General features: G+C 44.6%; 20 protein-coding genes and 1 other annotated feature. Of the genes, 7 read left to right on the top strand and 13 right to left on the bottom strand.

The features are described from left to right. Positions 1–20: 20 nt before the first annotated feature. From btsR to UQW94_RS19985, 3 genes are all read right to left on the bottom strand, one after another. Positions 21–749, bottom strand: coding sequence for a two-component system response regulator BtsR (gene btsR / locus UQW94_RS19995; protein WP_005381917.1), 729 nt, complete (start codon positions 747–749; stop codon positions 21–23). Between the two features lie 31 nt (positions 750–780). Continuing rightward, on the bottom strand, positions 781–2,451 hold the full coding sequence (locus UQW94_RS19990; protein WP_005381915.1) for a sensor histidine kinase: 1,671 nt from the start codon (positions 2,449–2,451) through the stop codon (positions 781–783). 193 nt (positions 2,452–2,644) lie between these two features. After that, on the bottom strand, positions 2,645–4,129 hold the full coding sequence (locus UQW94_RS19985; RefSeq protein ID WP_005381914.1) for a carbon starvation protein A: 1,485 nt from the start codon (positions 4,127–4,129) through the stop codon (positions 2,645–2,647). Between the two features lie 280 nt (positions 4,130–4,409). Here UQW94_RS19985 and UQW94_RS19980 point away from each other — a divergent pair, with 280 nt between their 5' ends. Next, entirely contained in the window at positions 4,410–4,751 is a 342-nt protein-coding gene (locus UQW94_RS19980; RefSeq protein ID WP_005381912.1) for a DUF2799 domain-containing protein, read from the top strand. A 113-nt stretch (positions 4,752–4,864) separates the two neighbouring features. After that, entirely contained in the window at positions 4,865–5,137 is a 273-nt protein-coding gene (locus tag UQW94_RS19975; protein WP_005381911.1) for a hypothetical protein, read from the top strand. A gap of 51 nt (positions 5,138–5,188) precedes the next feature. Here the strand turns inward: UQW94_RS19975 and murQ are convergent, their stop codons facing one another. Together murQ and UQW94_RS19965 are read right to left on the bottom strand one after the other, a co-directional pair. After that, positions 5,189–6,118 (bottom strand): N-acetylmuramic acid 6-phosphate etherase, encoded by a 930-nt coding sequence (murQ, locus tag UQW94_RS19970; RefSeq protein WP_318072809.1) that lies wholly within the window; start codon positions 6,116–6,118, stop codon positions 5,189–5,191. A gap of 36 nt (positions 6,119–6,154) precedes the next feature. Beyond that, on the bottom strand, positions 6,155–7,267 hold the full coding sequence (locus UQW94_RS19965; protein ID WP_064353641.1) for an anhydro-N-acetylmuramic acid kinase: 1,113 nt from the start codon (positions 7,265–7,267) through the stop codon (positions 6,155–6,157). 99 nt (positions 7,268–7,366) lie between these two features. On the opposite strand from UQW94_RS19965, the gene nagZ reads away from it, so the two are divergent. From nagZ to tyrA, 3 genes are all read left to right on the top strand, one after another. After that, a complete protein-coding gene (gene nagZ, locus UQW94_RS19960) occupies positions 7,367–8,350 on the top strand; it encodes a beta-N-acetylhexosaminidase (RefSeq protein ID WP_005381905.1) in 984 nt (327 codons plus the stop codon). Positions 8,351–8,557: 207 nt separating this feature from the next. Continuing rightward, positions 8,558–9,634, top strand: coding sequence for a 3-deoxy-7-phosphoheptulonate synthase (locus tag UQW94_RS19955; RefSeq protein WP_005381904.1), 1,077 nt, complete (start codon positions 8,558–8,560; stop codon positions 9,632–9,634). A 21-nt stretch (positions 9,635–9,655) separates the two neighbouring features. Further along, on the top strand, positions 9,656–10,783 hold the full coding sequence (tyrA, locus tag UQW94_RS19950; protein WP_322142512.1) for a bifunctional chorismate mutase/prephenate dehydrogenase: 1,128 nt from the start codon (positions 9,656–9,658) through the stop codon (positions 10,781–10,783). Positions 10,784–10,860: 77 nt separating this feature from the next. On the opposite strand, the gene UQW94_RS19945 is transcribed toward tyrA, so the two are convergent. From UQW94_RS19945 to ettA, 3 genes are all read right to left on the bottom strand, one after another. Beyond that, entirely contained in the window at positions 10,861–11,862 is a 1,002-nt protein-coding gene (locus UQW94_RS19945; RefSeq protein ID WP_005381900.1) for a M23 family metallopeptidase, read from the bottom strand. Positions 11,863–11,901: 39 nt separating this feature from the next. After that, entirely contained in the window at positions 11,902–12,261 is a 360-nt protein-coding gene (locus UQW94_RS19940; protein ID WP_031781006.1) for a PilZ domain-containing protein, read from the bottom strand. A gap of 230 nt (positions 12,262–12,491) precedes the next feature. Next, positions 12,492–14,159, bottom strand: coding sequence for an energy-dependent translational throttle protein EttA (gene ettA, locus UQW94_RS19935; protein ID WP_005381894.1), 1,668 nt, complete (start codon positions 14,157–14,159; stop codon positions 12,492–12,494). 364 nt (positions 14,160–14,523) lie between these two features. Here ettA and sltY point away from each other — a divergent pair, with 364 nt between their 5' ends. Continuing rightward, positions 14,524–16,470 carry a murein transglycosylase gene (gene sltY, locus UQW94_RS19930; protein ID WP_005385932.1) on the top strand — a complete coding sequence of 649 codons (1,947 nt, stop codon included), beginning with the start codon at positions 14,524–14,526 and terminating at the stop codon, positions 16,468–16,470. A gap of 13 nt (positions 16,471–16,483) precedes the next feature. After that, a complete protein-coding gene (gene trpR / locus UQW94_RS19925) occupies positions 16,484–16,792 on the top strand; it encodes a trp operon repressor (protein ID WP_005381892.1) in 309 nt (102 codons plus the stop codon). A gap of 111 nt (positions 16,793–16,903) precedes the next feature. Here the strand turns inward: trpR and yjjX are convergent, their stop codons facing one another. From yjjX to bamD, 5 genes are all read right to left on the bottom strand, one after another. Further along, positions 16,904–17,437 (bottom strand): inosine/xanthosine triphosphatase, encoded by a 534-nt coding sequence (yjjX, locus tag UQW94_RS19920; RefSeq protein WP_005385931.1) that lies wholly within the window; start codon positions 17,435–17,437, stop codon positions 16,904–16,906. Positions 17,438–17,461: 24 nt separating this feature from the next. After that, complete coding sequence (pheA, locus tag UQW94_RS19915; protein ID WP_017636154.1) at positions 17,462–18,640, bottom strand: prephenate dehydratase; 1,179 nt, start codon at positions 18,638–18,640, stop codon at positions 17,462–17,464. 12 nt (positions 18,641–18,652) lie between these two features. After that, positions 18,653–18,774, bottom strand: a sequence feature (Phe leader region). Positions 18,775–18,882: 108 nt separating this feature from the next. Then, the gene (hpf, locus tag UQW94_RS19910) at positions 18,883–19,209 is read right to left on the bottom strand and encodes a ribosome hibernation-promoting factor, HPF/YfiA family (RefSeq protein ID WP_005381889.1); all 327 of its coding nucleotides are present in this window, start codon (positions 19,207–19,209) and stop codon (positions 18,883–18,885) included. Positions 19,210–19,534: 325 nt separating this feature from the next. Beyond that, entirely contained in the window at positions 19,535–21,016 is a 1,482-nt protein-coding gene (locus UQW94_RS19905; RefSeq protein ID WP_309473959.1) for a lytic transglycosylase F, read from the bottom strand. Between the two features lie 148 nt (positions 21,017–21,164). Then, entirely contained in the window at positions 21,165–21,893 is a 729-nt protein-coding gene (gene bamD / locus UQW94_RS19900) for an outer membrane protein assembly factor BamD (RefSeq protein ID WP_005381876.1), read from the bottom strand. Positions 21,894–21,913: the final 20 nt, after the last annotated feature.

The raw sequence follows: 21,913 nt of genomic DNA, 5'->3' as shown, positions 1-21,913 counted from the left end.
TGATGTGTGAAGTTTTTGTGTTAGTGGCTAATGCCGAGCATCTCTTTGAGCACCTTTAAGTAGCGGCGGCTTACTGGTATCTCAAAGCCTGTTTTGGTGATGATTTCCGCTAACCCATTTTCCAGTAACTTGATTTCGCTAATCGCTTTAATACTGACTAAGTATTGACGATGGCAGCGGACTAGAGGGGTTTTCTCTTCCAACGTTTTTAATGTCAGTTGGGTGCTCGCGGTTTGGCTGGTGGAGCGTACATGTACGCCGCTGATATCACTGTAAGCACATTCCACCGTGTCGGTGGCCATGATAACGATGCGGTTGTGTCCGATGCACGGTATCTGATCCAACGTGTCAGGTGTAATAGCAGACAGTTGTTGCGTTAGGGCGGATTGGCTAATGACTTTGTTTAGTCGTTTGACCGTTTTAGTTAACCGGCATGGGTCGACAGGTTTGAGCAAGTAATCAAAGGCATTGTCTTCAAATGCTTGAATCGCATACTGATCATAAGCCGTGACAAAAACCACATAAGGCATGGTTTCTGGATCAAGCATCCCAAGTAATTCAATCCCCGTGACTTGAGGCATTTGGATATCGAGAAACACCACATCAGGCTTGAGTTCATTGATTTTTTTTAGGCCAAGGATTGCGTTTGAGGCATCGCCCACGACCTCAACTTGGCCTGTTTCATCCAGTAACTCTGCTAGCTCTTCACGAGCAAACTGTTCATCATCAATGACGAGTGCGGTTAACATCCAACATTACCTTTATTGCTTCAGCGTGCTTTTATGATTTTGGGGGAATGATAAAGCTCATTTTAGTAAATTGATGTGGCTCGCACGTAATTTTTAGCGCTGCATCACGTCCAAATTGATTAGTGAGACGTTTGTCGACAATTTCTAAACCTAGCCCTGAGTGGTTTTCTTTTGGCGGTTCAAAACTGCCTGCGTTGTCTTCGACGGTAATCAAGTGACCTTGTGGGTGTGCTTCGCTGTAGATATGAACTTTACCACCTTCAAGCATGTTTGAAATGCCATGCTTAATGGCATTCTCAACCAAAGGCTGGAGTGTAAAGCTTGGTAATTTGATGTCCAGCAATTCAGGTTGAATATCGATTTCAACCTCTAAGCGGTCCGTAAAACGCGCTTTTTCGATGCTCAAGTACGAGTTCACATGTGCAAGCTCTTCCTTTAGCGTCACGGTATTAATGTTCTGCTTTAAATTGCTGCGGAAGAAGTGCGATAGATTTTGGATTAGCTCGCGCGCTTTGTCAGGGTCACGACGAGTAATCGCACTAATAGTATTGAGAGCATTAAACAAAAAGTGTGGATTCACCTGAGCGTGAAGCAATTTGATTTCTGCTTGGGCGAGTAAGGCTTGTTGTTGTTGGTAATCGCCATAAAGGATTTGGCTAGATAGAAGTTGGGCTATTCCTTCCGCCATCGACATGTTGGCCGTCGAGAACAATTTACGCTTCGGTTCATACAGCTTTATGGTACCAATGACCTCTTTCCCTGCACGCAGTGGGATGATCAGCGCAGATCCGAGCTTGCAATCTTTTGCAATGGAGCATTGGTATGGACGCTCCGCACCATCAAGATAAATGATGTCGTTTTTCTCCATGGAGTCTAATGTGCTTTGCGATGAAATCGGCGTGTTTGGTTTATGGTGATCATCGCCAATGCCCACAAACGCCAAGATCTTTTCTTGGTCAGTAATCGCGACAGCGCCCACTTTGGTTTCTTCGTAAATAATACGTGCGATTTTCTCTGCGTTTTCGGTGTTGAAGCCGTTGCTTAGAATTCCCACTGAGCGATCAGCAATGGTGAGCGCTCGACGCGAAAACGTCGCAGAAAACTTTTCAAAGATTGCTTTTCTGTCTTGCAGGATACTCATGAACAACGCCGCACCAAATGAGTTCGCGATGATCATAGGCGCTGCAATAGCGGACACCAGTTCATAGGCTTGATCAAAAGGTTTCGCGACGGCGAGCAGCAAAATCATTTGCACCACTTCTGCAACAAACGTGACGCTGAATACGACGCTTGGATTAAACAGCAATGCGCCTTTATTTCGCTTGATAAGGTAAACGTGGAGCAAGCCACCAATTACGCCCTCGGCGGTGGTTGAAATTGCGCAGGCTAGGTCAGTAAAGCCACCAAGAGAGTATCGATGGATGCCACCAGTAAATCCGACGGCGAAACCTACAACAGGTCCACCAAACAGCCCGCCCATAACTGCGCCGATCGCACGAGTATTGGCAATAGCATCGTTGATGTGCAGACCGAAATAGGTGCCGAGAATACAAAAGCCAGAGAAGAGTACGTAACAAATTAGGCGGTGGCTTAAGCGCGAAGAAATACTCAGCAAAGGTAAGATGATTGGCGTTTTACTTAGCATGTAAGCCAAAACTAAGTACACACACATCTGTTGTAAAAGGGAGATGACCAGTTCCATAGTGAACCTAACCTAGAATCAATGTTGTTATTGTATACCTAAGTAACCTCAAGATGCTTGGCTCAGATAGATAAGAACAGCTAAGTAAATGATGCTGCGCTGTGCTTTCTGAACCTTAAAGTGACTTGGGTATAAAACAAAAAGAGCCTGCAATTGGCAGGCTCCTATCTTAGTCACTCAGATGTGACGAGTATTACGCTGTTTCTGATACGGCTTGTGGTTTCTCTTCGTCAGCCAGTTCAGTTTCACCTTTACCCTTAGAGGTTTTGATAACGTAACCTGTCACAGCTAGGGCAAACACAATACCTACGATAGTTGATAGTTGCATTGGCAGACCAAAACCTAGCGAGCTGTTGTTTAAGATGAACGTGACACATACCGTGGTCATGAAGATAGCTGGGATAGTGGTAATCCAGTGCAGCTTGTTGTGACGCAGTAGGTAAGCGGACGCAGTCCAAAGCATCATTACCGCTGTTGTTTGGTTTGCAAAACCGAAGTAGCGCCAGATAATGCCGAAGTCTACTTGAGTTAAGATACCGCCGATAACGAACAGTGGAAGTGCCATCAGTAGACGGTTACGTAGCGTTTTTTGTTCCATGTTGAAGTATTCAGCAAGGATCAAGCGGCTTGAACGGAACGCTGTATCGCCAGACGTAATTGGTAGGATAACCACACCCAGGAACGCAAGGATACCACCGAACACACCTAGCAGACCAAATGATGCGCTGTATACCACGTTACCAGGGCCACCGTTTTTCACAGCTTCTGATAGAGCGTCTAGAGAGCCGAAGAAAGACAGAGCGATAGCACACCAAATTAGCGCGATAACACCTTCACCAATCATTGCACCGTAGAATACGAAGCGACCGTTTTTCTCATTTTCCATACAACGCGCCATCAGTGGAGACTGAGTTGCGTGGAAGCCAGAGATAGCGCCACATGCGATAGTGATGAACAATGCAGGCCATAACGGCATGTCATTTGGGTTGAGGTTAGAGAACATGTCCGAAACTTGGAAGTCACCCATTACTGTGTGTTCGCTAGAGAAAGCAACGGCTGTCATTAGACCAACAGACATAAAGATAAGTAGGGCGCCAAACAGTGGGTAGAAACGACCAATGATTTTATCGACAGGAACAATCGTCGCAATGATGTAGTAAGCAAAAATAGCAATAACCATTGTAGTCATGCTTACGCTCAAGCTTGTTTGATCATTGATGAGGTTAGTAATCATGCCAGCAGGGGCTGAAACGAACACTACGCCAACTAGAAGCAATAGGACAATGGCAAAAATATTCATAAAGTGTTTTGCGCCATTACCTAGGTAGCGACCTGTAATGGTAGGTACAGATGCACCGCCGTTACGCACTGAAAGCATGCCTGAGAAGTAATCGTGTACTGCACCAGCAAAAATACAACCGACTACAATCCAAAGCATCGCCGCAGGACCGTATAGTGCCCCCATGATCGGGCCAAAAATTGGACCAACACCTGCGATGTTAAGTAGTTGTACTAGGTAAACTTTCTTTGTTGACATTGGAACGAAGTCAACACCGTCCGATTTGGTGTGAGCTGGCGTTTGGCGTTTTTCATTGATGCCGAAAATCTTCTCGACGAAAGCGCCGTAGATGAAGTATCCGCCGATTAGGGCTGCGACACAGGTTAGAAACCACATCATAGCAATTGTCCTTGGTCTTAGTTGGGTAGGGTAATTTTTTAATCTCAGGATGCATGTTATGCGTCACTTGTGTTAAATGCATTCGGTTAGTAGATGAGTGGTCGAATAGAGCACTGAGTGGTCGATATGCTGCTTGAGCGGTTTTTAAAAATGGCGAAAGGTTGATGACAGTCTTGAGCGGCTGATTTGAGTCATCAGTGGTTAAATCTGCAAGCTCAGCGGCAAGCGCCAATAATTAGTGGTAAGCTTATTTTTGAAAACAATTACTTAAGGAAGAACCATGAAAAAGGTAACGGTAGGTCTGGCACTGGCTTTACTTGCAGGATGCACAGCAACGACAGCAGATCTTGCCAAGTCGGGAGATTGGCATCAGATCGGATATCAAGATGGCATAACCGGACACACATCGCGCACGATGAGCGAGCTTCGTGAATTGGGTAGTGTTAAGCAAAGTGACTACGACCAAGGTTATTTAGAAGGTTTACGTGAGTACTGTAATCCTGCTTTTGCGTATCAAATGGGGTTATCTGGTCAGTATTACGAAGGGGTTTGTGAAGGTACTGAGCAAGCGCAAAAATTCCGCATGGAATGGCAACGTGGTTGGAATGAATACTCAAATTAATAGTCAATAAAGCCGTTGTTACACTGTCTGCATCACATAAATGTGGCAAAGTCTTCCTTATTAAACTATGTTCATATTGCTTGATAGTGAGCACAGAAAAAAGGAATCACATTATGTCAACGCAAATGGCTGGAGGCTGGAGTCCATTTCATGAACTCACAGCAGAGAATAAAGAAGTATTTGCTAAAGGTATCGAGGGGTTTGTCGGTGTCAAATACTCCCCTTTGGTTGTGGCTACTCAAGTCGTAGCCGGACAAAACTATGCGTTTTTCTGTAATGCAGAAGTTGTCTACCCTGGAGCACAACCATACCCAGCAATGGTTCATATGTTCAGTGACCTTGAAGGTAAAGTCGGTATTACTCACATTGAACGATTGAACTACTAAATTAAGCCATAAAAGGCGCCTGACTTTTAAATAAGTGAGGCGCTTTATTGATTAAGATTGATTAGTTTGCTCGATCACGACTTTTCTTAAATATCCTTGCTTGGCGTTCAGTTGCTCAGTTGCGCTTTCTTTATCCAGCCCGGTTAAAATCATCAAAATCGCTAACTTGGCGTCGTAGTCAGTTTCTTTGAGCGCCGTTTTAGCCTCTTGGTTAGTACAATCTGTTGCTTGCATAACAATACGAGCCGCTCTTGCAACTAGCTTTGCATTCGTCGCTTTCACATCTACCATTAAGTTCTGATAACTTTTGCCCAGGCGAATCATGCTTGCGGTAGTGAGCATGTTCAGTACGAGTTTTTGTGCTGTCCCTGATTTTAAGCGAGTGGATCCCGTTAACGCTTCAGGTCCAACAACGGGGCTAATCGCAATATCAGCAATATCTGCAATCGGAGAGTCAGGGTTACAAGATAGTGCTACAGTGGTGGCACCAAGCTCGTTCGCATACTCTAAGCCACCAATCACGTAAGGTGTTCGTCCACTTGCCGCAATACCAACGACGACATCGCGTTGTGTTAGCGTATTCTCTTTAAGATCTTGCTCGCCCAATGCTGGGTCGTCCTCCGCCCCTTCTTTTGCACGGAACATTGCCTCTTTTCCACCGGCAATAATACCAACGACCATCTCTGGATCTGTGCCAAAAGTTGGTGGGCATTCTGAAGCGTCCAAAACGCCAAGTCGACCACTGGTACCCGCACCGATGTAAAACAACCGACCTCCGACCTTAAATGCTTCCGTGATCTTATCAACGGCTTCAGCGATCTCAGGCAACACTTTTTCAACGGCAAGAGGAACGAGTTTGTCCTGTTGGTTGATGCGTTGAACAATATCGAGAGAAGGCAGCAAGTCGATGTCCATGGTGTCTGGGTTTCGCCCTTCAGATACCAGATGGGATAAAGCTGCGATAAGTGCATCGTTCGTCATAATGAATTAAGCCTTTTTGTTTAGGATCTATTGCCCTTAATTTTTTGAATAGAGTACACCCAGTGAAGCGAGACGACTTGCCCCCGTAACTTCCGGTAAGTTGCTAGGGAGGCCGTGAATATGGCGCTGCGCAAGCCAAGCAAACGCCATTGCTTCCATGTAGTCGCCATCAACACCTTTTTCTGCCGTTGTCGCAACGCTCCATTGTGGCAATAACTTAGCTAGTCGCTGCATTAAAAGTGGGTTTCTTGCTCCACCGCCACAGACCAATAGTTGAGGCGTGCTGCCATGAGAAAACTTGTCGACTTCGTTGGCAATGGTAATTGCAGAATACTCGCAAAGTGTACGTTGTACGTCTTCGATTGGTAAATTGTGATGGGCCAGTTGTTGATGCAGCCAGTCAATATTGAACAGTTCTCGCCCGGTACTTTTAGGGGCAGGCATGGCGAGGTAAGCTTCTTTGAGTAATTGAATCAACAAAGTAGCGTTTACCGTTCCTTTAAGTGCAAATTGTGCATCTTCGTCGAAGCTTTGCCCAGTATGCAGCGCACACCATGCGTCCATCAACATATTGCCCGGGCCTGTGTCATAGCCAATGACTGGTTGTTCTGGATGCAGTACCGAGATATTGGCAATGCCTCCAATGTTAAGTACCACAGTTGTGGAATCCTGCATCGCAAAAATGCTTTTATGGAAAGCAGGGACGAGTGGGGCACCTTGTCCACCTAGCGCCATGTCTTTACGACGAAAATCCGCTACCGTATCAATGCCTGTTTTGACCGCGATAATGTTTGCATCGCCCAATTGAGTGGTAAACGGCAAGTTTCCGGTAGGCTGATGGAACACTGTTTGACCGTGATTACCAATCGCACGAATTTGCTCTGCGACGTAACCAGACTTATTGAGCAGCTGTAACACAGCATCTGCAAATAGGTGGCCGAGCTGGTGGTCAAGTTCACCTATGGCTTTTAAATTTGTTGCTTGACCGGTACAAACAGATAACAGCATGTCTTTTAGCGCTTCGGGCATTGGGTAGTCGTCGTGCGCAATCAGGCGAACATGCTCATCGCTTATTTCAACTAGAGCGGTATCAACGCCATCCATACTCGTTCCAGACATCACACCAATGTACAGTTCGTTAAATTTCATAGCCGATCTCGTCAATTCTTCATTCACTTATTGTAAAGCAAATCTGAAGCGAATAACCTCATCGAATACGAGATATTCAGCCGATTTTGAGGAGAAAACATGGGACCGTTATGGGTTGACGTTGCGGGGTATGAACTGACCGCTGAAGACAAAGAAATCTTGGAGCATCCTACGGTTGGTGGCTTAATTCTATTTGCTCGCAACTATCATGATAGCGAACAGCTTCAAGCACTTACTCAATCCATCCGAAAGGCGGCTAAGCGCCCGTTTTTGATCGGTGTGGATCAAGAAGGCGGCCGAGTGCAGCGCTTTCGTGAAGGTTTCTCATTAATTCCTGCTGCTGATGAGTACGCTAAACATCAAAATGGTGAAGAGCTTGCTCGTATGGGCGGTTGGTTAATGGCAGCAGAGCTGATTGCCCATGATATTGATTTAAGCTTTGCCCCGGTACTTGACCAAGGCCATCAATGTAAAGCGATCGGTAACCGTGCATTCGGTGAAGATGCCGATACCATTCTTCGCTATAGCACTGCTTATATGCAAGGAATGAAGAGTGTTGGCATGGCAACGACAGGCAAGCACTTCCCTGGACATGGTGGCGTGATTGCAGACTCACATCTAGAAACACCATACGACGAGCGCAGTGATATTTTTGAACAAGATATGGCGATCTTCAAAGCGCAAATTGATGCCGGTATTTTAGATGCCATGATGCCTGCTCACGTGATTTTCCCACATTATGATGCTCAACCAGCCAGCGGTTCTGAATACTGGTTAAAACAGGTCCTGCGTCAGCAATTGGGTTTTAAAGGTTTGGTTTTTTCGGATGACTTGACCATGGAAGGCGCTGCGATTATGGGCAGCCCAGCCGAGCGAGGTGCTCAAGCATTGAGAGCTGGTTGCGATATGTTGTTAATGTGTAATAAACGAGAAGCGCACGTTGAGGTATTAGACAACTTACCGGTTTCAACCGTGCCACTCGCGGATGGATTACTAAAAAAACAGTCATTTTCTCCAAGCGAACTTAAGCTATCTCAAGAGTGGAAAGCGGCGAGTGAAGCGATGAAACGCTTGACTAGCTAAACCTCTTGTAAAAGATTCAAAACAGCGATTAGAAGCCAAAGTTAATTATGCTTTGGCTTTTTATTTAACTGTAAACTTTAATTTACACTAAATGTTTTTTATTCTGTACGCTTGTTTTTCTTTTTTAGCCTGTTATCTTGTCGTTAAAGCTTAGTTGTCTCACCAAGGGTTTGGTTGGGTGTAAAAATAAATATACAGGTTAGAGTTATGCAGAAAAGTGAGTTGAGCAATATTAATATTATCGAAGAACAGGTTCTTATTACTCCGGAGGAACTAAAAACCAAGCTTCCTTTGAGTGAAAAAGCACGTCGCTTTATTCAAGAGTCTCGTCAAACTATCGCTAATATTATTCACAAGAAGGATCACCGCCTGCTTGTTGTATGCGGTCCATGTTCTATCCACGACGTGGAAGCGGCGAAGGATTACGCAAAGCGACTTAAAGCACTCTCTGAACAACTAAGTGACCAACTGTATATTGTTATGCGTGTTTACTTTGAGAAGCCGCGCACCACGGTCGGCTGGAAAGGCCTGATCAATGATCCACACCTAGACGGCAGTTTCGATATTGAACACGGTCTGCATGTTGGACGCGAACTTCTGGTGGAGCTGGCAGAGATGGAAATCCCGCTCGCGACTGAGGCTCTAGACCCAATTAGCCCACAATACTTGGCGGATACTTTTAGCTGGGCAGCCATCGGTGCTCGTACGACGGAGTCACAAACTCACCGTGAAATGGCAAGCGGCCTGTCTATGCCAATCGGTTTTAAGAATGGCACCGATGGCAGTTTGGCAACCGCAATTAACGCGATGCAAGCTGCGTCCTCTAGCCACCGTTTTATGGGAATTAACCGTGAGGGACAAGTCGCACTGTTAACCACCCAGGGCAATGCTAATGGACATGTGATCTTACGTGGCGGCAAGCAAACTAACTACGATTCGGTATCAGTCACTGAGTGTGAGCAAGAGATGGCGAAATCTGGTCTTGATGCTTCATTAATGGTGGATTGCAGTCACGCCAACTCACGTAAAGATTACCGTCGCCAGCCATTAGTCGCGGAGGATGTGATTCATCAAATCCGTGAAGGCAATAAATCTATTATCGGTCTTATGATTGAAAGCCATATCAATGAAGGAAATCAATCTTCTGACTTAGCTCTTGAAGAGATGAAATACGGTGTATCTATCACTGACGCATGTATCAATTGGGATTCAACTGAGGCACTATTACGTCATGCACATGAAGAGCTAGTGCCTTTCTTAGAAAATCGTCTAAAGGCTAATTAATACAGGATTTAAGGAACATCAATGGCAGTTGAACTTAACGCATTACGCGATCAGATTGATGCAGTCGACAAGCAAATGTTGGAGCTATTGGCTCAGCGTTTAGCGCTCGTAGAGAAAGTTGGGGAAGTAAAAAGCGAACATGGTTTGCCAATTTATGCTCCAGACCGCGAAGCGGCGATGTTAGCTTCTCGTCGCGCTGAAGCTGAAAAAATGGGAATTCCTCCACAGCTTATTGAAGATATTCTGCGTCGAACAATGCGTGAGTCTTATGCCAGCGAGAAAGATTCCGGTTTTAAGTGTTTGAACCCTGATTTACGCTCAGTTGTTATTATTGGTGGTAATGGTCAATTGGGTGGCCTGTTTGGGCGTATGTTCAAATTGTCGGGCTACCAGGTCAAAGTTCTCGGCAGTAAAGACTGGGATCATGCGGATGAGATTCTAGACAACGCGGGTTTAGTCGTGGTCACGGTGCCGATTCATCTAACGGAAGGGGTGATCGAAAAACTGGGGAACTTGCCGCAAGACTGCATTCTGTGTGACCTGACTTCTATCAAGTCGAAGCCTCTGCAAGCAATGTTGAATGTGCACCAAGGTCCTGTGGTTGGTTTGCACCCAATGTTTGGCCCAGATGTTCCGAGCCTTGCCAAGCAGGTTATTGTGTACTGTGATGGCCGTGGTCACGAGCATTACCAATGGCTATTGCAACAGTTTGGGATTTGGGGCGCAAGCTTGTGCCAAATCGATGCACAAGAGCACGATCATGGCATGACGTTGATTCAGGCGCTGCGCCACTTCACGTCGTTTGCTTACGGTATGCACCTTAGCAAAGAGAATCCGAACATCGATCAGTTGTTGAAGTTAAGCTCGCCAATCTACCGCCTTGAATTGGCGATGGTGGGACGACTGTTTGGTCAGGATCCGAACTTGTACGGTGATATCATTTTCTCTTCTCAAGAGAATATCGATATGATCAAGCGATTCCATCAGCGTTTAGGTGATGCGGTAGCGATTCTGGATAGCAGAGACAAAGCGCGATTCATCGAAAGCTTTAAGCTGGTGAGTGATTGGTTTGGTACTTATTCTCAACAATTTATGAATGAGAGCCAAAACTTACTCAAACAGGCGAATGATAATATTCATCGCGGCTAATCACGGGTCATTTAGCCGTGCAGAGTCCGAAACAAAAAGAGCAGCGTAAGCTGCTCTTTTTCGTGTTGATGGACAAATCAGTTCGTCGCAGTATTACTCGTATCTTCACTTGATACTGTGTTGATACTGGTATCGCGATAGGGTGAATTGGTTAAATTGACTTGTAGACGTACAACGTTATCAATCAATTGAACCAAAGGTCCCCATTTCACTTTTTTCTCTTTTTCAAAGACGTCATTGAAGTTTTCTGGCGTCCACTCCATTAAGTATTGAGGGTTGAGTGCTCGTCCGAGGAAGCGTACTTCATAGTGCAAGTGTGGCCCTGTGGAGTTGCCAGAGTTACCGCATTGAGCAATGATGTCGCCTTTACTAACAAACTGACCGCTTTTCACTTTGAAGCGTTGTAGATGAGCAAAGGAGCTCATAAAGCCAAATGAGTGACGAATGGTGACATAGTTACCATAACCACGATTGCTCGGGCGAACGGTTTCCACCACACCGTCAGCCGGTGCCAGGATCTCTTCTCCTCTTTTACAAGTCAGATCGATACCAGTATGAACATGCCTCTTACCTGAAATCGGATTAATACGACTGCCGTAAGAAGAAGAAATACGTTGGTATGTGACTGGACTGTCATTTGGTATCAAACGGAACATCGTCGCTCGAACAGCAGAATCGATAGCGGCTGCGTCAATTCGCTCCTCTAACCCCATGCTGTTCTCATCGATCATCAACTCTTCGTCTGCGAGACCTAAAACCGATTCAACGTCGAATACCCGTTTGCCCAATAGCTGAATTTGATTGTTTTTGTCCGTCAAAGACTGGGAAAGCGAATGATTGGTATCAAGCTGTTCTTCGTAAAGAGCCGTCACTTCGGCCTTTTCACTTTCCAGTTTGGCGATGATTTGTGTTAGTTCGTCTTTATTGTGCATCTGCTGCTGATTAAGGTACCACGCGCCACCAACGACGGCGGGTAATGCCAATACTGAAGCAAATACTGCTAGGACCGAACTGCGGCCCAAATAGAACTGCTGATCGCCGTCTTTCGTCGGGATCTGCATGATGATTTTTTTAGACATAGTTATTGTTACTTAAATAGGCGTTCATTTATTTTTCTCCTAAAAACCAGAGAGGTGCTCTAACTCTCGATTCAGAAGGTCGTTATTGCCTACATTCAATTCTATAAATCGTTTTAGTTGGCTAATGCTTTCGATGTCTACCTTAGCGATCTTCAACCTAATCTCACACTTAGAGACATTCACAATTTGCGCTTTTAACGTAATCACTTGTTCGGATTGATCAAATGAAAAAGTCACATGGACTGGAAGGGTTGGATCCAAAGCCTCAGTCTCTTCCACTTTCATGAGTAAACCATGCAAGGAAAGATCTTGAATCCTAGCTTCAATTGCCAAGTCACGTTGTTCTATCTTAGCTGGAGCTTGATGGAGAATACGTGAAAAGCGTCGTCTCTCTGTCATATGAATATTCTCGTCAGGTCGTCAAACAGAATTGAATAGTATATCAATACGAACAAAAAGTGTTCGATTGTTGTTTGAAAAGTGTCGAGGTCGCTACAGAGTGACGTAAGTGCAATGTCATGTTCTTAACGAACGAGACGGGCTAATGAGCTCTTTTTATAACAAAGAAAACAAAGGCCGCTATGATAGCGGCCTTTGTACAAATTACAATCAAACTTTGTGGGTTGCGATTACTTCGCAATACGCTTGTATTTGATACGGTGTGGTTCTGCGGCTTCAGGACCCAATGTTTTCTTCAACCAATCCATGTACTCTGTGTAGTTACCTTCGTAGAAGTTAACTTGGCCTTCGTCACGGTAGTCAATGATGTGGGTCGCGATACGGTCAAGGAACCAACGGTCGTGCGAGATAACCATTGCACAACCAGGGAACTCTAGTAATGCTTCTTCTAGAGCACGCAGTGTTTCAACGTCAAGGTCGTTGGTTGGTTCGTCGAGTAGCAACACGTTGCCGCCCGCTTTAAGAAGCTTCGCAAGGTGGACACGGTTACGCTCACCACCCGATAGTTCACCAATAATCTTTTGTTGGTCACTGCCTTTAAAGTTAAAGCGTGAACAGTATGCACGAGCTGGGATTTCGAAGTTGTTGATCTTAATGATATCAGCACCTTCAGAGATCTCTTGGAATACGGTTTTAGAATCGTCCATGCTGTCACGGAACTGATCGACAGATGCTAGTTTTACTGTATCGCCCATCTCAATTGTGCCCGAGTCTGGTTGTTCAGTACCACTTAACATCTTGAATAGCGTCGATTTACCTGCGCCGTTAGCACCGATGATACCAACAATTGCACCTTTAGGGATGCTGAATGACAGGTCATCAATTAGAACTCGACCGTCAAATGACTTGGTCAGGTTCTTCACTTCAATAACCTTATCACCTAGACGCTCACCTGGTGGGATAAATAGTTCATTGGTTTCATTACGTTTTTGATGATCAGAGCTTTGCAGTTCTTCAAAGCGAGCCATACGTGCTTTTGACTTCGCTTGACGACCTTTAGGGTTTTTACGTACCCACTCAAGCTCTTTCTCGATAGTCTTTTGGCGAGCACTCTCTTGGGAGGCTTCTTGTTGTAGACGAGCGTCTTTTTGCTCCAGCCATGAGGTGTAGTTGCCTTCCCATGGGATACCTTCACCACGGTCCAGTTCTAAGATCCAGCCCGCAGCGTTATCTAGGAAGTAACGGTCGTGGGTGATGGCTACTACGGTACCTGTGTAATCCACTAAGAAGCGCTCTAGCCAAGCCACTGATTCTGCATCTAGGTGGTTGGTAGGTTCATCAAGCAGTAGCATGTCTGGCTTAGAAAGTAGCAAGCGACAAATAGCCACACGGCGGCGTTCACCACCTGATAGGTGCGCAATTTTTTGGTCCCATTCAGGTAAACGAAGTGCGTTTGCCGCACGCTCAAGCGCATTTTCTAGGTTGTGGCCATCTTTCGCTTGGATAAGGGCTTCTAGCTCGCCTTGCTCTTTTGCAAGTGCGTCGAAGTCTGCATCTGGTTCAGCGTATGCTGCGTAGACTGCGTCCAAACGTTTCAGAGCGTCAGCAACGTCAGCAACCGCTTCTTCAACAACTTCACGAACGGTTTTTGATTCGTCTAATACTGGTTCCTGAGGTAGGTAACCTACGTTTAGACCAGGTTGTGGACGCGCTTCACCGTCGATATCCGTGTCGATACCTGCCATGATACGTAGCAGTGTGGATTTACCTGCACCGTTCAGACCTAAAACACCGATTTTCGCACCAGGGAAGAAGCTCAGAGAGATGTCTTTAAGAATTTGACGCTTAGGTGGCACAATTTTGCTCACCCGCGACATGGTATATACGTATTCAGCCATTGCCGATCGTTCCTAAATTAACTGTCATTCAAACCCATCATTTTATACCAAGTGCTTTGTTTTTGTTACCGCATTGCAAGAATTTCCCTAACGAATGGATTTCTTATTTTGAGCTGACCGGAAACTTACACGGTTAGGGTATACACTTTTGTTATTCGTTAAGAATGACGAAGTGTTTTCTATGCGAGTTAGAAACGCTTTGTCTCCATCGTCTTAAAAGTTTGACGAGTACAATTTTTAATACACTAAGTTGCTTTACATGGACATCTGCATTCTGTGTAAATAGATGCATGTGTGAAAATTGCCTTAACATCACATGAACTCTAACAAAACTAGGCTTTAGGGCAGTATATGTCTGGGGAAAATGACACAAATGAGATTCAACGTATCTGAATTGGCTAAAAACGTATGCTGCGCCGCCGCGTTGTGTGCTATGAGTTTGAGTGCTAATGCCGCGCTGAGTTTGGAAAAGCAGCGCGAAGTATATGAGCAAGCTCAAGATTTATTAGATAAAAATGACATCGACGGATACCTTTCGATTCGTCCTAAAATTTCTGACTATCCACTAACGCCTTATGTGGATTACCGCACTTTTATTAGACAGTTACCGGAAAAGTCACCACAACAGGTGAACGAGTTTATTTCTGAGCACGAGTCTTTTCCATTTTCTCGTCGAGTTCGCGCTCCATACCTCAATCATCTTTATAAGCAAAAAGATTGGAAAACCATTACTGAGTTTCAAAAAGTCATTCCTAGTGGTGAGCGTTACCAATGTATTTTCTACGTCGCTCAATTAAAGCAAGGCAAGAAAGTCGCGGCGTTTAAAGGGGCTGAACATATGTGGTTACGTGGCATCAGCATTGCTGATGAGTGTGACCCATTATTTGAAGCATGGGACAAGGCGGGTGAGCGTACCGATGAACTGATTCTACAGCGTATGTTACTGGCGTTTGATGCTCGTAATGGCGGTTTGATGAGTTACTTGCTCAAACTGCCTAAATCAGCGCAGGCAAAGCAACAAGCCAAAGAAATGAAAGCGTTGTTTGATAATCCTTCAAGTGTTGCGGAATTCGCGAAGAAAAAACCTGCGAATGATTTTAATCGAGCGCAAAGTGAATATGCGTTAGAAAAGTTGGCTCGCATGAACACTAGCCAAGCACAAGGTGCGTACGATGCCGTCATTAAAGGACAGAAGTTTTCTCCAGAAAAAGCGCAAGAACTTGCCGACTATATTGCATTTCGATTGACTCGTACGGAGTCTGAGTCATTAGCTAAATGGCGCGATGATAAAACGAAAACCAGTCAGTACTTACCGTTGATTGAAACGCGCATCCGCTTAGCGATTCAAAATGCAGATTGGAAAGGCGTACAAGAGTGGATTGCTGTTCTAAATAAAGAAGAACAAGCCACGCTACGCTGGCAATATTGGCTTGGAAGAAGTGAAATAGCGTTAGGTGATGACATCGCGGGGAAACAGCGTTTAGCAACTCTGCTTGGGCAACGAAACTTCTACAGTGTGGCTGCCGCCAATGCAATCGGGCAATCAATCAAATACCCAACGCATACGGTTAAGTTGGACAAGAAAGTTGTTCAACCCTATCAAGACTCGCTAGCTCGTATCGAAGAGTTGATCGCGACGGATAAAATCGCAGCAGCGAAGAGTGAATGGGCACACTTACTGCGCCGCGTAGGGAAAGATGAAAAGGTGATGTTGGCGGCTTATGCATCATTTAAACGTTGGCATAACCTAACGGTGACCGCGAGTATCCAAGCGCAGATGTGGGATAATATCGAACTTAGGTTCCCAATAGCACACCGCTGGTGGTTTAATTTTTATGCGAAAAAGCACAACATTGATCCCGTCACGATGATGTCTCTCGCTCGACAGGAAAGTGCGTTAGATGTTGAAGCCCGCTCTCCAGTTGGCGCTCGTGGTCTTATGCAGATCATGCCTGCAACGGCGAAGTACACGGCACGTAAATATAAGTTGAGTTATCAAGGTACGCAGGATCTCTACAATGTAGGAAAAAATATCGAGATTGGTAGCCATTATTTGCAAGGTTTATTAGAGGATTACGATAATAATCGTATTTTTGCTCTTGCTGCTTATAATGCAGGTCCTAACAGAGTAAAAACGTGGCGAGAGCGTACCCAAGGAAAAGTGGATGCTTATGCCTTTATTGAGGCAATTCCATTTAAAGAGACGCGCGGTTATGTACAAAACATCTTGATGTTTGAAACATACTATCGTGATCTTTTGGGTATCGATGGCGCGTTCTTGAATCAACATGAGATCAATACCAAGTATTGAGTGAGGTAACTTGATGTCGCACGAACCCGAGTATAAAGACTGGCAACAGATTATTGAGCTAATTCGAACAAGTATGGGCACCCAGCAAGATGACATGCTGTTAACTATGCTGATGTCACGTGATGAGAGAGAGTCATTAATATCACGCGTTAATATAATTAACGAACTTCTTAAAGGAGAATTATCTCAACGTCAGATCAGTCAGATGCTTGGTGTGGGCATTGCCACCATTACTCGTGGCTCTAACGAACTAAAGTCGAAATCTGATGAAGAAAAAGACAAGTTGAAAGTCTTGTTAGAACAAGTTGCGGTATCTAAGTAGACAGTATATCCAATTTGCTTTTAGGCCTTGGTGTTACAAGTGACTAAGATAACGTATTACAAAGGGCGGAAATATCCGCCCTTTTTGCGTATCTAGAGACTAGGCTGAGTGTTATAAATTTGAAGGAAAATGCTCAGGGTTTGTGAATGGAATTAAAGCCAGAATCAAGGCTTGGTGATAGACCGAGCTTCGAGTTAGCTGGTTTTGGGTTAGCAGGCTAATAGCGCCACCTTTCTGTTTGATATTATCAGTACCAAACACTTCGTCCATTACATCTCCTAACTCATTCGCATCCTTGAGTTTTTCCAAGACTTTTGGCGGCAACATTAAGCTTGCAGAACGAGATTCACCGCGGTGAGTCTCTGACTCAACCACCATCCAAGCAAACGTCACGTTTGCTTCAATTCCCGCTTCGAGACCGACATAGTAATCCGCGTTTGGCATCTCTACTTTTGCGTTTTTAACGCGGTTTAGCGCACCACGATGAGTTTCTTCATTCGTCATGGGCTGATCTGCGACCTCACTCGGTACACTGATGCCAACGAAGTTGAACTCTTGATACGGAAATGCATTACGAAATGCACTTTGAACTGCATTAATTTTGGCTGGGTTTAGCGATGCGATTACGACTTTTTGGGTTGCCATGATCTTTTTACTCACTGGTGTCTATTAACTCAATTTTACTTGCGTAGGCTTTACGTTCTCACTCGGGTAACAGCCTAATACTTTCAAGTGTTTAGTGATTTTTGTTAGCTCTTCAAGTGCCTGTTGCATTTCTGTCGAAGCAAGATGTGATGTCAAGTCTACGTAGAACATCTCTTCCCACGGGTTCCCCATAATTGGGCGTGATTCTAGCTTGGTCATATTGATGCCGTAACGTTGCAGCACTAATAGTGTTTCAACCAATGAACCTGCCTCTTGGGAGGTCGACATGATCAATGTGGTTTTTGCTGGAATCTGAGTAGAAACTTCAACCGGTTTACGAGCAACCACGATAAAGCGAGTATGGTTTTCGGTTTGGTTTGCGATGTTGCCTTGAATTGCTTGCAAGCCATATAGCTTACCGCTTGATGCATTACCAATTGCAGCCACATCATCACGATCCATCTCTTGGACTTTCTGCATTGCATCTGCTGTGCTCGCGCAGGACTCCAGCTTTACCCCTTTCATACGGCTTAAAAACTCACTGCACTGTTGGTGTGGCTGAGGGTGAGAATACAGCGTTTTAATATCTTCCAGACGAATGTCTTTTTTCGCAACCAAGCAGTGTTCGATTGGTTGAGTCAGCTCTCCAACGATGTAAAGCGTCGTGTGTTGTAGTAAGTCATACACTTCATTAATAGAGCCTGAGCTGGTGTTTTCGATTGGCAGAACGCCATAATCAGCATGGCCAGATTCAACCGTTTGAGTCACTTCTTTAAAGTGCTCGCAGTTGAGCTCGATAAGCTCTGTATTTTTACGACTGAAGTATTCGCGACTTGCCAAGTGCGAATAAGAGCCTTTGGCTCCTAAAAAAGCGACGCGAGCAAGTGGCTTACGGCTTTGCTGTGGGTTAACGAGATTTTGCAGATAACTTTGTTGAAGCAGAACTGAGTCTTCAATGATGGTATGGAAAAGTTTAGTGATGTACTGCGCGTCAAGTTCGTATTTATCTTGGCCATTAGAAATCAGCTTGACCAATAATTGCTGTTCACGGACGGCGTCGCGAACAGGCTTTGAGGTTTGTACTTTGCTTTTGGCTACTTCAATGCTGAGTTTACGGCGCTCAGACAATAAGCTGAGAAGTTGGTCATCCAACTCATTCAAGCGTAAACGAATTTCTTCGAGGGAAATAGGTTGGTCAGTCATCAATTCTTTCCTTATAAAAAAGCCTCCCGATTTGGGAGGCTTTCTGTTTGTTTTTGACTTTTCTTTCACAAACGAGTTCGCCCCTCCAACTATGGGAGGAAAAAGAAGTCAAAAATAAACAGTGAGGTTAAATGCATAAATAGTGCTTAATTTATGAGTGTTTAAACACAATAAGCAAGGCTGGGGAGAGCGTCAAGCAAAAAAATAGCGCCTTTCGGCGCTATTTCCTCAATCTGTTCAGTTTACTCTTCTTCTTCCACTAGCTCAGGCTTACTTGCACGTCGAGCTTCAGGTTTGTGGGTCAGCTTGTTCAATTGTCGTTCTAGTTTTTGCTCCACTTCGTTGATAGCTGCGTAAAGATCTTCGTGAGTTGCTGAGGCAATGAGCTGGCCTTTAGGAACTTTGATAACCGCTTCGAATTTCTTCTGTTTGTTTGGTTCCTCACTGAAAGTTGCTTGGCAACCAATTAGGTCTACTTGCCATTTCTCCAGTTTTTTAAATTTGCTCTCAATATGAGCTCGGATTGCAGAGGTGATTTCGATGTTTTTGCCAGTGATATTCATTGTCATAAGTGTTTTTCCTCTGTTGCATCCCTCATGGGTTGAGTTCAGATTACCGCTTTAAGCATAAAAAAATGTGATTCAGATCATTATTTTGCTCGGGTTTTTTATGATGAAAAATGAATGTGATCTCACTCAAGAACTTCTGAGATTTATCGTGAAATTGCTTGTTATCGGTTAGTAAATCCGTAGATTGGATAGAATACTCAGCTGAAAACGGCCTCGTTTTTAGGGAAGTTTTACGGCCTAATATTTGAGGTGGTTAAAATTTAACCACACGTAACGTGTGATGACGATCACTGAGTTTTTCCAATGAATCCATTTAAAAAGCCGCTTACTGTACAAGCGGCTTTTTACTGTCTGGCATTTGGCTGACTTTTCGTAGCGGTATCATGAAAATGGGGTCTTTTGGGGCTAGTGAAACCCTTTCTAGACTTTTGACTTGGTCCAAACTTTCTAGTTGTTTGTATATTATGTAGTAGCGATTAATGCTTGTGACGTACCCAACCGTTGAGCTTAAACTTTTCCGCATAACGACTTCCACGTTATTAAACCAAACATTAGGATCGTAACCTTGTTGGGCTGCACGCTTACGAATACGCTCTACATTGCCGGGGCCCGCATTGTAAGCCGCCAATGTAAAGTAGAGTTTATTTTGTGCAGTAATATCAGGATCACTGAAGTACTGCTTACGCAAAAAAGCTAAGTATTTCACTCCAGCATGAATGTTGTTTTCTAATTGTCGAACATTTTTGATATTGATATTCGGATCTTGAGCGGTGCTGGGTAGGACTTGCATTATGCCAACGGCACCTCGGCTTCCAACTAGGTCGTTATTAAATCCTGATTCCTTGTAAGCGATTGCAGCGATCAGTAAATAGTCGATATCGTATTTCTCACCATAGCGTGAAAATAGCGCTGCGAGTTTTTCTAGTTGAGCAATTTTCTTAGGGTTAAGAGCTCTGTTCAACCATCCCGTGTTATCGATGTATTTACCGTAAATAACGTTACCGAGTAGTGTCCCAGAGCGAGACTTCTGGATGAACTTATTCACGACGGCTTTTAATTTGGGACTATTTTCTCGCATTGCCCAAGCAATTTTGCCATTTTTGCGGATAGGGATTTTTTTGTGCACCCGAATATCATCCATCACTTTCAGCCAAAGCTTGGCTTTATGGCTATCGAGAACAATGGCTTTGACGTAACCATTGTTGAGCATTCCGACCAGCTCATAATCTTGAAGTGTTTCTTCAATAAAGTGCACGATAACAGGCGGTAAGCCTTTTTTGTTTAGTTTCTTATTTAGTGTCTGAATGCTTTCAAAGTAGCTAGAGCTGGCGCGCACCCAAATCTCTTTGCCGCTCAGTTGTTCGATTTTCGTCATCGTTGGTGTGCTTTTGTTTGTCACTACCCACTCTTGAATGTCAGTGAGAATGGGTGAACTGAACTCCACTTTCTGTTTGCGCGTGTCGGTAATAGTCAGGTTGGCGACAACTAAGTCACCTGAACCGTTTTCTAAGGCTGGCAGTAGCTGGTCGCGGGCAACAGGAATAATTTGTACGTTAAGCTTTGGTTTGAGTTTACGAAGGTCTTTTTCGAAATGCGCCAGCAATTCCGCGCCTATGCCTTTTGGTGTGCCGCCCTCAATGTAGTAAAAGCCTAAATCAGCAGAAACTAAGACGCGCAGTACATTCTTCTCCTTGATGACATCGAGGTCCCCAGTATAAGGAGGCTGTTTGAGCGGCGAGATTTGCAGTGCGCAAACGGAAGCAGACAATAGGAGCAGCATAACTGCGCAAAGCTTAGATATCGTCACGTTCACATCCTTTTTATAAAGGGGGGAGGAGAACTTTAAGCATATGTGGAGCTAGGAAGATCATCAAGAAAGGGCTGAATACACTATTGAGAGTAATAAAAAACCGCCACGGTAAAAACGGTGGCGGTTCAGTTTAAAGCAAGTTCAATTACTTCACAGGGTTGAGCTCTATAAGCTTTTCAGTTCTTGCTACGGCGTCTTCCAAACCAAGTTGCTTGTAGGCCTCTAGCTGGATAGTCAGTGACTTACGTGCAGCTTCTGTGTCTGGATACGCTTTTTGTAGCTCTTGGCTGCGATTAATAGCAGCGACCCAAGCTTCACGGCGAAGGTAGAAGTCAGCAGTCGCTAAATCATAGTTCGCTAGACGGTTTTTCAGCGCGACCATACGTTTTTGTGAATCTTCTGCATATGGGCTATTCGGGTAACGTTGAAGTAGTTTTTTGAAGTCATCAAACGCTTTTTTTACCGGTTCAGGATCGCGATCGCTTCGATCTACGCTGAATAAATCATGCATAAAGTTACGATCTTGCGCCATGTGGCTTAGACCTCGCATGTACAGCACCCAATCCATCTTTTCATGGGTTGGGTTTAAACGCATAAAGCGAGAAATGGTTGCCAAGCCCAAAGCAAGGTCGTCGTTTTTGTAGTACGCATAGATTAGGTCAAGCTGCACCTGTTCAGAGTAGGCACCGAATGGGTAACGTGAGTCTAATGCTTCCAGTTTCTCAATTGCAGAAAGCCAATTACCACTTTGAAGAGAAATCTGTGCGTCTGCATACAGTTCCGAAGGCGGCACATCAGGAACGATTTCTTCTTTGCTTGCACATCCAAACAGAAGGGATACCGCTAAAAGGCCTGTTAAAGTCTGACGTTTCATATCAGGAGTCTGTTCCTTGA

Origin of the sequence: Vibrio sp. PBL-C16, assembly GCF_034321865.1 — a bacterium.
Taxonomy (GTDB): Bacteria; Pseudomonadota; Gammaproteobacteria; order Enterobacterales; family Vibrionaceae; genus Vibrio; species Vibrio alginolyticus.
This window is presented reverse-complemented; position numbering and strand designations above follow the sequence as displayed.